We start from the raw sequence: 14,330 nt of genomic DNA, 5'->3' as shown, positions 1-14,330 counted from the left end.
AATAAATCCCAACTAAATAAAAAGCCTGAAAACTTTTCAATAAAATTTTCAGGCTTTTAAAATTCTAATCACTAATTACCAATCACCAATCACTCAAAAAATTATTCAAACATCAAATACAAAGTAACACTATGGGCATTCAATCTTTGTATATCTCTTGCATAGTTGTTCACACTTGGGGCAATGAATAAGTTTGTCAATCCATGCGAAAATCTAATCTCAGGCGTGAATTTAAAATACTTAAAGAATTGTTCAAAACCGATTCCGTATTCTAAAGAAAGATCACTTGTTCTGGTATCTAATTTTCGAGTATTATTGGCATTTTTACGTACATTGGTTTCTAGTCCAATTTTAACGCCAGCATCTACGTACATTCTTGAATTACCTCTTCTCATCGACTTATACTTCAATAGAATCGGTATTTCAAGCCAAGTTGATTCACGAAGTTCAGGAGGAAAATCAGGAGAATTGGTAAAACGATAATTCAACTGACGACCATACAAGGCAATATTAATCCCAGATTTCAAATCGAAACGGTCGTTCAATTTTAAATTGACCAAACCTCCAACTTGAAAAGAGAAATTCCCGGGCGAAACAATCGTAATGGCAGTATCGCCTGGAGCTTTAAAATTGTTACTATGATAAACATTGAATCTTGATGAACCAAAACCAAACAAAAAGCCAAAATGAACTGGCTTATCATCGTAATACTCATCATAAATACGTTTGTAATCATAGTTTTGCGCATTGGCGTTTATCGAAGTTCCGACAGAACAAATGCCAAAAAACAAAGAAGAAAGAATTACTTTCTGCCGATATAAATAGTACTTATTCCGAAAGTGAGTGGTAAGCATTGGGTTCTGTTAAAACCTGCACGTTCGAATACTTGGATAAAATCGTTTCCATCTGGGAATGCTTGTACAGAATCGTGTAAATACGTATAAGCAGAAGTATCTTTTGAAACAATTTTACCAACTACGGGCAAGATATATTTGAAATAAAAATTATAAAGTTGCTTGAATGGAAATGCCGAAGGTTTTGAGAATTCCAAAACGATACAAGTACCATCTTTCTTCATCACTCTGCACATATCTGTTAATCCTTTTTCCAGATGCTCAAAATTCCGTACTCCAAAACTAACGATAACAGCATCAAAAGTATTGTCTTCAAAATTCAATCTTTCAGAATCGCCTTTTTGTAATTCAATGATTGATTCTACGCCCAATTTCTTAATTTTCTCACGACCAAAACTCAACATTCCTTCAGAAATATCAACACCAACGATTTTTTCTGGTTTCAAAGCCAACGCTTCAATCGCAAAATCTCCCGTTCCTGTCGCAATATCCAAAATTGTTTTTGGTTGGGCTTTTCTTAATAATTTTATAGCCTTTTTACGCCATAAAATATCAATTCCACCGCTCAATAAATGATTTAGAAAATCATATTTCGGTGAAACATTATCAAACATCTGAGCTACCTGCTCTTTTTTGCTTGCATTTTGCTCTTTATAAGGAACTACGCTCATTATGTTGTTGTACGGACAACCTTATCCGTCGGAATAATTCTATTTGAATAATTTTACAAAATTACCATACTCTTGCGAAATAACATCTTGTTTGAAAATATTGTTTCTAACATAAAGCAGAGCTTTACAGAATATTCGGTATTATTACTAAACAAAAAAAAACGATGATACAACAAATTGGACTTTACCTGATGTCATTTCTTTATACCATTGCAGGCATCAATCACTTTATCAAGCCCAGATTTTACTTGGCAATTATGCCTCCGTATATTCCAGCACATGGATTAATGGTCTTTTTAAGCGGATTGGCAGAAGTGATTTTAGGAATAGCCTTACTTTTTCCAGCGACTCGTACTTATGCCGCTTGGGGAATAATTCTGTTATTGATAGCAGTTTTGCCAGCCAATATTTTTATGATTACTTCTGGAAAATTTGTCAAAATTCCTGAATGGATTTTATGGTTAAGAATTCCTTTGCAGTTTTTGTTGATTTGGTGGGCTTGTGGTTATACAAAGTGAAGAAAATCAGATATTTATGGATAAGTTATGTTTGTAGAATAATTATTTTGAAATACAATTCATTAAAATTCTGAAAATTAGACACTTGTAGCTTTTCTTGCTTTTTTATAAGAAATGAATGCAGAAAATATAGTTTTGTCAAATAAAAAATAATTTATATTTGACAAATAATTAACAAATAGTATTCCCTAAAACTTAATAAATCCTATGGAATTCATACATCACAACACCAAAATTACCGAAGTAGATTTTTTTTACCCGTCAAGAATCTAAAATACTTCGACTTGTTTCTGAAGGATTATCCAACAAAGAGATTATGATACTGACAATATTATTTATAGCAACTACAAATCGTTAATATTTTAATTTACACTAAACTAAATACCATGAGAACGTACTCAAAACTATTCCTAACCTTATCTACCATCTTCCTCTTTTCTTGCAAAGACGATACCATCAAACTCCTTGAAGATATGTCTGGTAATTGGAAATTAGATGAAATAGTCTATTCAAAAGTTGGACAGACTGCTCCCGATTCTGTGGTAAAATACCCCAACAGTATTTTTCAGTTGAATGAATGTGATGATTACAAAGCAAAGATTTGTAATGGCTTTTATAATCTTCAAGGAAATGAGAAAGTCAATATACAGTACAATGCTTCATCTTCTTTTAATGAAGCATCAATATTCGTGTATGAGACAAAAGTGCCAAAAATTGATTTGAACGGTTCTTATAAAGTATTCTTGGATGGGAATTCAATGACGCTAAAAGGGCCACAAGCTTCTAGTCCAACTTATCAAGGTAGAACCATTGAACTACGTCTTAAAAAATAGCAAATGAAACAAATTCTACTTTTTACTTTCTTCATTATCATAGCCAATACTTCTATTGCTCAGAAAATCACGATTAGTGGTTATGTTCGTGAACAGGGAAGTAAAGAATCTTTAGCCAACGTTGCTGTAGCAATTCCCAACCTAAAAATTGGAACGCAAACCAATAACTACGGTTTTTACTCTCTGACGATTTCCAATACTGAAACCCTTGAATTGGTGTTCTCGATGCTAGGTTATCAGTCTGAAAAAAGAAATGTTAGGGCGAATAACAGTCAACAAATTGATATTGAGCTAAAAGTTAAATCAACCGATTTAAAAGAAGTAATTGTCAATGCCGAACGCCAAAATTTTGTGAGTGAAAGCGAGCAAATGAGTGTAGTTTCTGTGCCCATCAAACAGATTAAAGATATTCCTGCTTTATTGGGTGAAAAAGATGTACTAAAAGTACTTCAACTGATGCCTGGCGTTCAGAAAGGACGAGAAGGTTCGGCAGGATTATATGTGCGTGGTGGTGGTCCTGACCAAAATTTATTGATTCTCGACGATGCTGTTGTGTATAATGCCAATCACTTGTTTGGCTTTTTTTCGGTGTTTAATGGCGATGCCCTCAAAAGTGTTGAAATGACTAAAGGCGGTTTTCCTGCTCGTTTCGGTGGGCGACTTTCCTCTGTCATAGAAATGCAAATGAAGGAAGGTAATAAAGAGAAAATTCATGGAGAAGCAGGAATTGGCTTATTATCTAGCAGAGTAACTTTAGAAGGCCCATTGAAAAAGAATGTGTCTTCGTTTCTATTTTCTGCTCGTCGCTCTTATGCCGATGCTGTATTAAAGCCAATTGCTGGTGGAGATTTCCCAACGATGTATTTCTACGATTTAAACATGAAAGTAAACTACGATTTCGGACAGAAAAACAAACTTTATTTAAGTGGATACTTCGGTCGTGATGTTTTTGATTTTCAGGAAAATAGTAAAGTTCGTGACTCTCAAGAAAGTAATGGTTTTAATTGGGGAAACGCCACTACTACTTTACGTTGGAATCATCTATTCAACCAAAAACTATTTAGTAATACTTCGCTTATTTTTACAAACTACAATTTTAAAGTTTATAATGAAGAAACTACCGACAAAGGTTTTTATTCCTTAGCTTACTCGTCTGGAATTAGAGATTTTACGCTGAAATCAGATTTAGATTTTTTGCCTTCCTCACAACACGCCATCCGAACAGGAATATTACTTACTGCTCATCGTTTTACACCAAGTGCATTAATATTAGTTGATGCTAGAACAGATACATCAGGCATTAAAAAAAATGCTACTGACGCTTTAGAAACAGCTTTATATGCAGAGGATGTTTGGCACGTAAATGAAAAAATTACTGTTAATGCAGGACTTCGCCTCAGTAATTTTAACGTTAATTCAAAGAAGTACTTCAATCTTGAACCTCGTTTTTCGGGTGCTTATCGTTTGCCAAATCATTTGGCTATCAAAGCGTCTTATGCCCGAATGAACCAATATATTCATTTACTTTCAAATTCTGGTTTAGGTTTACCAACAGATTTATGGGTTTCTGCCACGGATAAAATTCCTCCACAAACCTCTCAACAAATAGCAATAGGTATAGCTAAAGATTTTCCAGACAAAAATTTGTCTTTGACGGTTGAGACTTACTATAAAAAAATGGATAATATTATCGGCTATAAAGAAGGAGCAAGTTTCTTATTGTTAGAATTTGGTCCTGATGCACAGAAAACGAGCGAAGTGGATTGGCAAGAAAACGTTACTTCTGGCAAAGGAAAAGCTTATGGAATGGAAATAATGTTACAAAGAAAAGTTGGGCGATTAAAAGGCTGGTTTGGTTACACGCTTTCATGGATAAAACATCAATTTGCTGAAATAAATGATGGGAAAGAATTCGCTCCACGTTATGACCGTCGTCATGATTTATCAATTGTAAGTACTTATCAACTCAAACCGAAAATCACGCTTTCGGCTACTTGGGTTTATGGTACTGGAAATCGGTTGACCATTCCCTTAGCGAGTTCTCGTTTGGTTGGGCATACAAACGTCGATAATTCTGTTAATACCCAAGTAAGTTATTACGGAGAACGAAATTCCTTTCAGGCAGCCGCCTATCATCGTTTGGATTTAGGTGTTCAATTTCATAAACAAAAGAAAAGAGGCGAGCGTACATGGGAAGTAAGTATTTACAATGCGTATAACCGTGTGAACCCTTTTTATTATGATAGTGGTCAGGTTTATAATGCAAGTTCAGGTAATAATGAAAATAAACTTTATAGAAAAGGATTATTCCCCGTTGTTCCATCTGTCAGCTATAGCTTTAAATTCTAAATCATGAAAATTCAATATTTATTACTCGTTGTTATTGTACTCTTTTTCACAAGTTGTAATGATGATTTACTTACTGTGGTTGAGGATGTCGATAATATTCCATCAAGTACAGCACCCACAATTGAGGCATTTATTTGTCCGCAAGATACTATTCATCAAGTACGGCTGAATTATACAAGACCAATCGTCGGCACAAGTAAGTATGAAGAATGGTTCGCTAATGTAGGCAAAGCTATCATCACGATTTCTGATGGAACACAAACTGCTACTTTTAATAAACCTTTAAACAGTGGTTTTGGCGTTTTTACACTCAAAGCAAAAAACTTTAAGGTGGAGGCTGGAAAAACTTATACGTTAAAAATAACTACTTATGATGGACAACAAGCAGAAGCCACCTGCACCATTCCTTTAAATAATGTAGATTTGAAAACAATTACCGTTAAAGAAACAGGTACTTCTTCTGTGTACGGTGATAAAAATTATAACGTTAGTTGGGATGATATTCCAAATGAAGCAAATCATTATAGCATTTTTGTGTTTTCAAAAACCATCAATACAAGCCCTAAGGGTGTAGTGAATGTTTACGCAACTTCCGAATATCCAGAACATTCCATTACTGATGAAAACAACGACGGTAAAAGGTTGACTTCAACCAACAATTTTTACCTTTCGAAAAGACAAAACCTTTATGGTGGCGACTACAGAGTTTGGGAAATACAAGTATTAAATACCGATATTCATTATTACCGTTATCATAAAGATTTAGCTGAGAATGCACTTTCGCAGGATAATCCTTTTGTTGAACCTATTAGTATTTATTCAAACATTAAAGGCGGTTTTGGGATTTTTGCAGCTTATAATCGCACAAGTGTAATCTATTAAAAACTTTTATTTATCAATGATTTATCTTAATTTTATCGTAAATAGTTTCCAAACAAAAAAACTTTCAGAATCATGATAAACAACATTTTAACTTCAAACCTAAGCCTAATTTTATGGCAACTTTTTAATGTAATTTTATTTGGACTTTTCCTTTTCTTCATTGGAAGATTTTTTTTGAAATCCATTAGAAAATAATATGCTCTTTAGCATTGTATTTCAATATCAGTAATACCCAAAGCTATGAAAAATGTGAACAAGAATATATATTTTGTACTCTGTGTATATGCAATTTGTGTTTTATTAAGAATTGCTGTAGGTCTTTATTTCAATGATAAGGGAATAGATATTTTACTTAACCAATTCAGTTGGGTTTCAACTATTTTATTTTTTGTAACGATGATTTATGTCGGAAAAAATACAATAAATACGAAAAACGCTAAGTAAAGAGGTTTTTTTACAGAATTTTAAAGTTGTCACCCTAAAGGACAACTTTTTTTGTGCCTTAAATTGAAACAGTATGCTTGCAGAATAATATTAATGTTATTACTTTTACGCTCTATTGTATGCAAGCATAACAAGACACAAAGCCATTAACCATGAATAAGCAATATTCTCGTCGCAATCTTGATTTTATGTTGAAAGAAGTGCTGCAAGTGGCAGAACTTACTAAGTTTTCATACTTTCAGGATTATACGCCTGATATGTTCGACATGGTTTTGGATACTGCCGAAGAAATTGCTGATAAAATCCTCCGAAATGCCTACGTCTCGTCCGATAGAAACCAGCCTCAGTTAATTAATGGTCAAGTAAAAGTACATCCTGCCGTAAAAGATTATGTAAAAGCAATGGGCGATGCAGGAATGATTGCCGCAACTTTTGATTATGAAAATGGCGGACAACAATTACCAACTGTAGTCAACGCAGCAAGCGAAATGATTAGAGGTTCAGCCAATAATGCTTTTGTAATGTTTACTGGTTTAACGGCTGGTTCTGCAAATTTGATTTTTTCTTTTGGTTCGGATGAATTAAAAGAAAAATATGCCCAAAGAATGGTAACTGGCGAATGGACTGGCTCAATGTGTTTAACTGAACCTCAAGCTGGTAGCTCGCTTTCAGATGTTATCACGACTGCTTTTCCACAAAGTGACGGTACTTTTAAGATTAAAGGTCAGAAAGTATTCATTTCTGCTGGCGATCATGACATTGCCGATAACATTATTCACTTAGTATTGGCAAGAATTGAAGGTGCACCACTCGGTACTAAAGGAATTTCTTTATTTGTTGTTCCTAAATTCAGAGCAAATGCCAATGGGACTGAATTCAATGTAGATAACGATGTGATTTCTACAGGAATCTATCATAAAATGGGGCAGAAAGCTACGCCCGCTATGCACTTAACCTTCGGTGATAAAGATAATTCAATTGGATATTTAGTGGGGGAAGCCAATAAAGGACTTAGCTACATGTTTCAAATGATGAATGAAGCACGGTTAGGCGTTGGCATGGGCGGAACTTACATTGCTTCTGCCGCATATTATGCTTCATTGGAGTATGCGAAGGAGCGTCCGCAAGGAAGGAAACTTAACAACAAAAATTTAGAAGAAGAACAGACGTATATCATTAACCATCCCGATGTAAAAAGAATGTTGTTGTTTCAAAAAGCCGTTGTTGAAGGCTCTTTGGCACTTTTACTAGAATGTTATCACTGGCAAGACATGATTCATGCACTTGGTAAAACCTCTGAGGAGGCAAAACCTTATCAATTAATGCTTGATTTGATGACAACCGTTGCTAAAACTTATCCAGCCGAAATGGGTATCAAAGCAGTGAATGAAGGCTTGCAGGTTTTGGGTGGGTATGGCTACACAGAAGACTTTCCATTAGAACAAATGGCTCGTGATGTCAGAATTATGTCTATCTACGAAGGTACAACGGGCATACATTCTTTGAATTTATTAGGTAGGGGAGTGACATTGAATAATGGCAAAGCACCACAGTTACTTTTCAATGAAATAATGAAGAGTATTGAGCTGGCAAATACTTTTGATGAACTAAAACCTTATGCTGAAAAGCTTGAAAAGGAACTAGGACGTTTGCAAAAAGTAACGATGCACTTGTTAAGTATTGCTGCCAAAGGAGATAATGAGGCTTTTTTAGCAGATGCCAATCTTTATATGGAGTTTTTCGGGATTACCACAGTTGCATGGATATGGCTTAAACAAGCAATTGTAGCTAAACAAGCATTAATTACCCAAAGCCTTGAAGAAAGTGAAACCTCATTTTATGAATCGAAAATTCATACCATGAAATTCTTCTATCATTATGAATTAATCAAAAATTATGCTTTAGCAACCCGATTAACAGATAATACTTTACTAACTGTTGATTCGGAAAAGCTTGGTGTTTTTCAATAATATTTAATTACATTTTCATCAAAACAAACGCATATCCCTGCTTTTTAAGTGGGGATATTTTATGTCCTTCAATACTACATTTTCTCCCCAACCTTCAAAGCAACATTCAAAAAGTTCTCTGCTGGTGGCACTGGGCAAGTAAAACTAGGATTGTAAGCACAATATGGCTGATAGCAAAGATTAAAATCAATCTCAATGCTTTGGTCTTTAATATCTTCCATTTTTAAATCAAGATAACGCCCCGCACCATAAGTTTCTTTATTACTTGTTAAATCACGGAAAGGTAAAAACAAGTTTCCTTCAGGTGTTTTAAATACTTTTAAAGCACATTTTTTCCCATCAATTTCAAATGTTAGGTTCGCAAAAGCTTCATATTCCTCAGTTTCTCCGCCCGTCATCGCAACTTTAATACTTTGTCCGCTTGTTAATTTATCCAAAGTAGCCACTACTTTATAAACAGGGTTTATTGCAAAATAATGTAAGCCTTTAAAGTTTTTTTTATCCTCAATGGGCGAATCTTTTTCGGTTTTCAAAGCCTCATCTTTGGCTTGTCTTAAAGCTAGAACCGTTTTCGCATAATTATCTGAAAGAGCCTCAGTTGCAGGTTTTTCTTGAGAATCAACAAAAGAGTAAATAATGATAGCAACTAAAATAACACTGGTAAAAACAAGGAAGAATTTATTTTTGAACATTTTTTGAGGAATTTTAAGAGGAACATGCCTGTTCTTGATAGATAAGCAAAATTAGTAAATTAACTTGCGAAAGCGATAACAGATAATAGATAAAAAAATGTTCACAGGAATCATCGAAGCATTAGGCAAAGTAACCAATCTTAGCAAAGAAGGAACAAACATTACATTTACACTTACTTGTCCTTTTACCAACGAATTAAAAATAGACCAAAGTCTTGCCCACAATGGCGTATGTTTAACCGTAATTGATATTAAAGGAGAAGAATATTCGGTAACAGCCATCGACGAAACCCTTAAAAAAACCAATTTAGGAGCTTTAACGGTAGGTTCAAAAGTAAATCTGGAAAGATGTATGCCAGCAAATGGACGTTTCGACGGACACATTGTACAAGGACACGTTGACCAAACAGGAATAGTTACCAACATTATTGAACAAGATGGTTCTTGGCTCTATGATTTTGAATATAGTAACTACGGACAAAACGTTACTGTCGAAAAAGGCTCAATCTGTATCAACGGAACAAGTCTCACTGTATTTAATTCAGGCATAAATACTTTCAGAGTAGCCATTATTCCTTACACTTACGAACATACTGTTTTTCATACTTTAAAAATCGGTGACATCGTAAACCTAGAATTTGATATTGTAGGTAAATACATCAAGAAGATGATTACGCTATAAAGAAATAGCGTAGAAATACCTGTTTTATGTGTATTTCTACGCTATTTTCATTAGAATACTTTGTAATTATATACATTTTAGTAGTTTTGAATATTATTAACCAACCCCAATTATTTAACAAACATGGCAGGTAAACTTATTAAAAGAGAATCAGAAAAAGCATCTAAAGGATTAGAAGATTACAAGAAAAAACACCAAGTACATTCTCATTATGTAAGTGCATCTTTATTAGTAGCAATGCTAGAAGAAAATCCAGAAATCGTAGGTTTCAAAATTGAACATACTTATGACGAAGATGAGGTTCACCAATTAATTATTAGCGGAGTTAACGGTGACTGTGAAGTTATTTCTACTTCATGTATCATTGGACCACCACCTTGTCCACCTTACTGTCCAGTACACATAGACTAAACTATAGGATGACCTTTCCAGATATACTCGCATACGTATCATCTTTAGGAGTTTTTTTCCCTCTGATAATTGCTATTATCAGAAGGGAAAATTTCACATTAGAATTAAAACTAATGTTTGTATATATTATAGTATCTACTCTAACTGAAATAATAGCAACTTTTTGGGCAAGATATTTACACAGTCCTAATCATTTTATGCTAAACATATTTTCGGTAGTAGAGTGCTTACTATTGGTCTTAATGTATCGAGAAGTATTTATAAATAAACTAGTTAAACGAATTACTTTAATTACCATATCAGTTTTTACGTTTTTTGCTATTTTCAATTTTACTGAAACTTCCAATTTTGTAAAGTTCAATAGTTTAATTAATTCAATTGCCTGCATCATAATTATTATTTGTGTATTTATTTACTTTTTCCAACTTCTCCAAACACTAACTGTACAGAAACTCTCTGTCACTCCGATGTTTTGGATTAGTGTAGCTTGCTTACTTTATTTTTCAGGTACTTTATTTCTATTCCTTTACGGAGAAACAGTACTCTTTCATAAATCGCCTTTTTTTAAGGAGCTATGGGTTATATATTTCATCTTATCTTTCATCTTTAGAATCTTTTTAGCAATAGGATTATGGTTCAGCAAGACGCCTCTACAGTTAAAATCATCATCGAAGTCGGCACAATCATGATGATTACTTTTGCCACCTCTATCATTCTTTTAGTCTATTTTTTGCATGAACGACTGATAAAGCAGAAATTTGGAGTCTATAAATGATTTAATTGAATGAATGAGGTCAAAATCGTTATTCTAGGCACCATTGCAATGCTTTTGCCAGTTTCGGCAATTATACTTTTTGTGATTGTATATTATCGTCGTCAAAGATTACAAAGAGCCGCACACGAAGAAGCACTTCATCAAGCCATGCTTGAGGCAAGTGTTGGTTCGCAAGAAGTAGTTCGCCGACAAATTGGTGGAGATTTGCACGATGAAATCGGAGCATTACTTTCTGCTACAAGAATGAGTCTCTCACAATTAAACAAGTACTCAGAAAACGAATCCAAGAGAACTTTACTGCTTGGTAGAACAGAAGAGTTACTAAACGAAGCCCTTCATAATGTCAGGAGAATTTCCAAAGATTTAATGCCAAGTACTTTAGATGAATTTGGTTTGATAGAAGCTTTGAAAGATTTCTCTCAGAAAATGACACTCCACACCAATCTCCCCATTCATTTTACTTGTGACCTAAACGCAAGATATGATGCTAAGACAGAATTAGCACTTTATCGCTCTACGCAAGAATTAGTTAATAATGCCCTAAAACATGCGGAGGCAAAAGAAATCAAAATCACTTTATCCGAAAATAACAAAAAACTTAGATTAGAAGTAACAGATGATGGAAAAGGCTTTGATTTAGAAGCTGTAAATCAGCCAAGTAGAGGCATTGGAATAAAAAATATCGAAAGTCGTATGAGTCTTATCAAAGGACAACTTAAATTTGACGTTGAAATCGGACGAGGTTCAACGTTTATCATTACAGTTCCTCTTTGATATGTATATTATGTAGCGTTTTAGGATATTTTTCCTCTATAAATCTAACCATTAATGAGTAAGCTAACTAAGATTAGAATAGCCGTCACCGACGACCACGCACTTTTCCGTCGTGGGCTCGTTTCCTTGTTAAGTCATAATGATGATTTTGAAGTAGTGCTTGAAGCATCCAATGGACAGGAATTAATAGATAATATTCCGCAATTACTGCCCAATATTGTTTTGATGGATTTGAATATGCCCGTAGTAGATGGAATCAGAGCAACAGAAAGAATTAAAAAAGATTTTCCGAAAGTAAAAATTATCGTGATTTCTATGCACGACGAAGATAAGTTTGTAAGTCACCTGATGTCACTAGGTGCCAATGGATACTTATTAAAAGATGCTCATCCCGACGAAGTAGAAAATGCCATTTATACTGTTTTTAATGAAGACTATTACTACGGCCCTTTTTTGGTAAAAGTAATGCACAACAGGATGATTAATAAGCCTGAGAAAAAAGCAGAAAATTTATTAAGCTTACAAGTCGGTATTTCCGACAGAGAACTTGAAGTACTTGAGCATATTTGTCAAGGAACTACCACTCAGCAAATCGCAGAAATGTTATGTTTAAGTGCAAGAACGGTAGAAGGACACCGAAATCGTATTATGGAAAAAACAGGAACAAAAAATGTAGCAGGCTTAGTAGCATGGGCAGTACGAAATGGGGTTTGCTAAGAGATTATTGCTTAACATTTCAGGAATACCATTCAGGCAAGTAAAATATCAATAGACAATCTCTAACTTTGTGAAAAGTTAAACAGAGAGCATATTTATCATTAATTAGAAATGAAAAGCAATTTTATAGAGGAACTGCGTTGGCGTGGAATGCTTCAGGACATGATGCCTGGCACAGAAGAACAATTACAAAAAGAAATGACAGCCGCTTACATCGGCTTTGACCCTACAGCATCATCTTTACATATCGGAAATTTAGCAACGATTATGTTGTTAAAACACTTTCAATTGTGTGGACATAAACCAATCGCATTAGTAGGTGGCGCCACAGGAATGATTGGAGACCCATCAGGAAAAGCAGCAGAACGTGAGTTCCTTTCAGAAGACACTCTTCGCCACAACCAAGAATGTATCAAGAAACAATTAGAAAAGTTTTTAGATTTTAGTGATATTGATAATTCTGCGGAGGTAGTTAATAATTACGATTGGTTTAAAGAATTTAGCTTTTTAGGGTTTCTACGTGAAGCAGGCAAGTATCTTTCTGTAAACTACATGATGTCTAAAGATTCTGTAAAGAAACGTTTAGAAACAGGAATTTCATTCACAGAATTTTCGTATCAATTATTGCAAGGCTACGATTTTTACTGGTTATACAAAAATAAAAATGTTCGTTTACAAATGGGAGGCTCTGACCAATGGGGAAATATCACCACTGGAACAGAAATCATCAGACGTAAAGAAGGGGGTGCAGATGAAATAGAACACAAAGCCTATGCACTGACAACGCCATTAGTAACCAAAGCAGACGGAACAAAATTTGGTAAATCTGAATCTGGAAACGTTTGGTTAGATTCAACAATGACAACGCCATACCAGTTTTATCAGTTTTGGTTGAATGCTACAGATGCTGATTGCGCACGTTTGTTAAGAGTATTTACGTTACTTTCAAAAGATGAAATTGAAAAACTAGAAGCAGAACACGCAGAAGCACCACATCTTCGTATCATGCAAAAAGCATTAGCCAAAGATGTAACCATAAGAGTACATTCTGAAAAGGATTACGACATAGCCGTTAAAGCTTCTGAAATTCTTTTTGGAAAAGGAACTTTAGAAGTATTACAAGGAATGAGCGATACTGATATTTTAGCAGTTTTTGATGGTGTACCTCAAACATCAATTACGCTTGCTGATTTTGAAGCAAGTCCAACAGTGACAGATTTGGTTTCAGTAATAACCAATGCAGAAATCTATCCTTCAAAAGGAGAAGCAAGAAGAGCTATCCAAGGAAATGCACTAAGTATTAACAAAACCAAGATTGCTGATCCAAATCACCCAGCAACCTTTGATTTACTCAATGGCAAATACTTATTAGTAGGAAAAGGCAAGAAAAATCATCTTATTATTGTAGGTTAATACATTTTTCGAGTAAAATATACGAGTACTAGATTCAAAATTTAGTACTCGTTTTATTTTTAAGCACACTATTTTTAGTATAGTTACTTGAATGATTAAAGAATGTTCATTTTTTTTCAAATATTTTTCAATATTTATTGAGTGTAATAAAGTATTGATATTAAGTTATTTGCGGTGTATGTTGTGATTTTTTATAGAAATATTTTCAAAAAACTTTGCGATTAAGTTTGGTGGTTACGAATTAATCCTACATCTTTGCACTCCCAAACGACGCCAACGGGTTGAGAAGAGGGAGCAATTAGGAAGATAATTGTAGCTAGATTTGGTAAGATTGAGAGATTAGTC

13 protein-coding genes are annotated in these 14,330 nt (G+C 34.3%); 10 read left to right on the top strand and 3 right to left on the bottom strand.

The genetic code is table 11. From position 1 onward, the window contains the following. Positions 1 to 101 precede the first annotated feature (101 nt). Positions 102 to 854 (bottom strand): type IX secretion/gliding motility protein PorT/SprT, encoded by a 753-nt coding sequence (gene porT / locus HNP25_RS09820; RefSeq protein WP_184133760.1) that lies wholly within the window; start codon positions 852 to 854, stop codon positions 102 to 104. After that, positions 803 to 1,525, bottom strand: a complete 723-nt coding sequence (gene ubiE, locus HNP25_RS09815; RefSeq protein WP_184133758.1) for a bifunctional demethylmenaquinone methyltransferase/2-methoxy-6-polyprenyl-1,4-benzoquinol methylase UbiE — start codon at positions 1,523 to 1,525, stop codon at positions 803 to 805. Before ubiE ends, porT begins: the two co-directional genes overlap by 52 nt. Before the next feature lie 164 nt (positions 1,526 to 1,689). Between ubiE and HNP25_RS09810 the strand changes: the two genes are divergently transcribed. The 5 genes from HNP25_RS09810 (at position 1,690) to HNP25_RS09790 (ending at position 8,521) form a co-directional block, all read left to right on the top strand. After that, positions 1,690 to 2,043, top strand: a complete 354-nt coding sequence (locus HNP25_RS09810; protein ID WP_221432439.1) for a DoxX family protein — start codon at positions 1,690 to 1,692, stop codon at positions 2,041 to 2,043. A gap of 386 nt (positions 2,044 to 2,429) precedes the next feature. After that, entirely contained in the window at positions 2,430 to 2,876 is a 447-nt protein-coding gene (locus HNP25_RS09805; protein WP_184133757.1) for a hypothetical protein, read from the top strand. 3 nt (positions 2,877 to 2,879) lie between these two features. After that, a complete protein-coding gene (locus HNP25_RS09800; RefSeq protein ID WP_184133755.1) occupies positions 2,880 to 5,225 on the top strand; it encodes a TonB-dependent receptor in 2,346 nt (781 codons plus the stop codon). Between the two features lie 3 nt (positions 5,226 to 5,228). Further along, on the top strand, positions 5,229 to 6,107 hold the full coding sequence (locus HNP25_RS09795) for a DUF4249 domain-containing protein (RefSeq protein WP_184133754.1): 879 nt from the start codon (positions 5,229 to 5,231) through the stop codon (positions 6,105 to 6,107). 596 nt (positions 6,108 to 6,703) lie between these two features. Continuing rightward, positions 6,704 to 8,521, top strand: coding sequence for an acyl-CoA dehydrogenase family protein (locus HNP25_RS09790; protein ID WP_184133752.1), 1,818 nt, complete (start codon positions 6,704 to 6,706; stop codon positions 8,519 to 8,521). A gap of 74 nt (positions 8,522 to 8,595) precedes the next feature. Here HNP25_RS09790 and HNP25_RS09785 read toward each other — a convergent pair whose 3' ends face one another. After that, positions 8,596 to 9,213 carry a DUF1684 domain-containing protein gene (locus tag HNP25_RS09785; RefSeq protein ID WP_184133750.1) on the bottom strand — a complete coding sequence of 206 codons (618 nt, stop codon included), beginning with the start codon at positions 9,211 to 9,213 and terminating at the stop codon, positions 8,596 to 8,598. 97 nt (positions 9,214 to 9,310) lie between these two features. Here HNP25_RS09785 and HNP25_RS09780 point away from each other — a divergent pair, with 97 nt between their 5' ends. The 5 genes from HNP25_RS09780 to tyrS all read left to right on the top strand — a co-directional run bounded on the left by HNP25_RS09780 (position 9,311) and on the right by tyrS (position 13,985). Next, positions 9,311 to 9,895 carry a riboflavin synthase gene (locus HNP25_RS09780; RefSeq protein WP_184133749.1) on the top strand — a complete coding sequence of 195 codons (585 nt, stop codon included), beginning with the start codon at positions 9,311 to 9,313 and terminating at the stop codon, positions 9,893 to 9,895. A 123-nt stretch (positions 9,896 to 10,018) separates the two neighbouring features. Beyond that, positions 10,019 to 10,306 carry a hypothetical protein gene (locus HNP25_RS09775; RefSeq protein ID WP_184133747.1) on the top strand — a complete coding sequence of 96 codons (288 nt, stop codon included), beginning with the start codon at positions 10,019 to 10,021 and terminating at the stop codon, positions 10,304 to 10,306. 784 nt (positions 10,307 to 11,090) lie between these two features. After that, complete coding sequence (locus HNP25_RS09765) at positions 11,091 to 11,855, top strand: sensor histidine kinase (protein ID WP_184133743.1); 765 nt, start codon at positions 11,091 to 11,093, stop codon at positions 11,853 to 11,855. A gap of 54 nt (positions 11,856 to 11,909) precedes the next feature. After that, positions 11,910 to 12,572 (top strand): response regulator transcription factor, encoded by a 663-nt coding sequence (locus HNP25_RS09760; protein WP_184133741.1) that lies wholly within the window; start codon positions 11,910 to 11,912, stop codon positions 12,570 to 12,572. 111 nt (positions 12,573 to 12,683) lie between these two features. After that, a complete protein-coding gene (tyrS, locus tag HNP25_RS09755) occupies positions 12,684 to 13,985 on the top strand; it encodes a tyrosine--tRNA ligase (RefSeq protein ID WP_184133739.1) in 1,302 nt (433 codons plus the stop codon). Positions 13,986 to 14,330: the final 345 nt, after the last annotated feature.

Origin of the sequence: Arcicella rosea, assembly GCF_014204325.1 — a bacterium.
Taxonomy (GTDB): domain Bacteria; phylum Bacteroidota; class Bacteroidia; order Cytophagales; family Spirosomataceae; genus Arcicella; species Arcicella rosea_A.
Note: the sequence above shows the minus strand (reverse complement) of the source record. Positions and strands in the feature narration are given on the sequence as shown.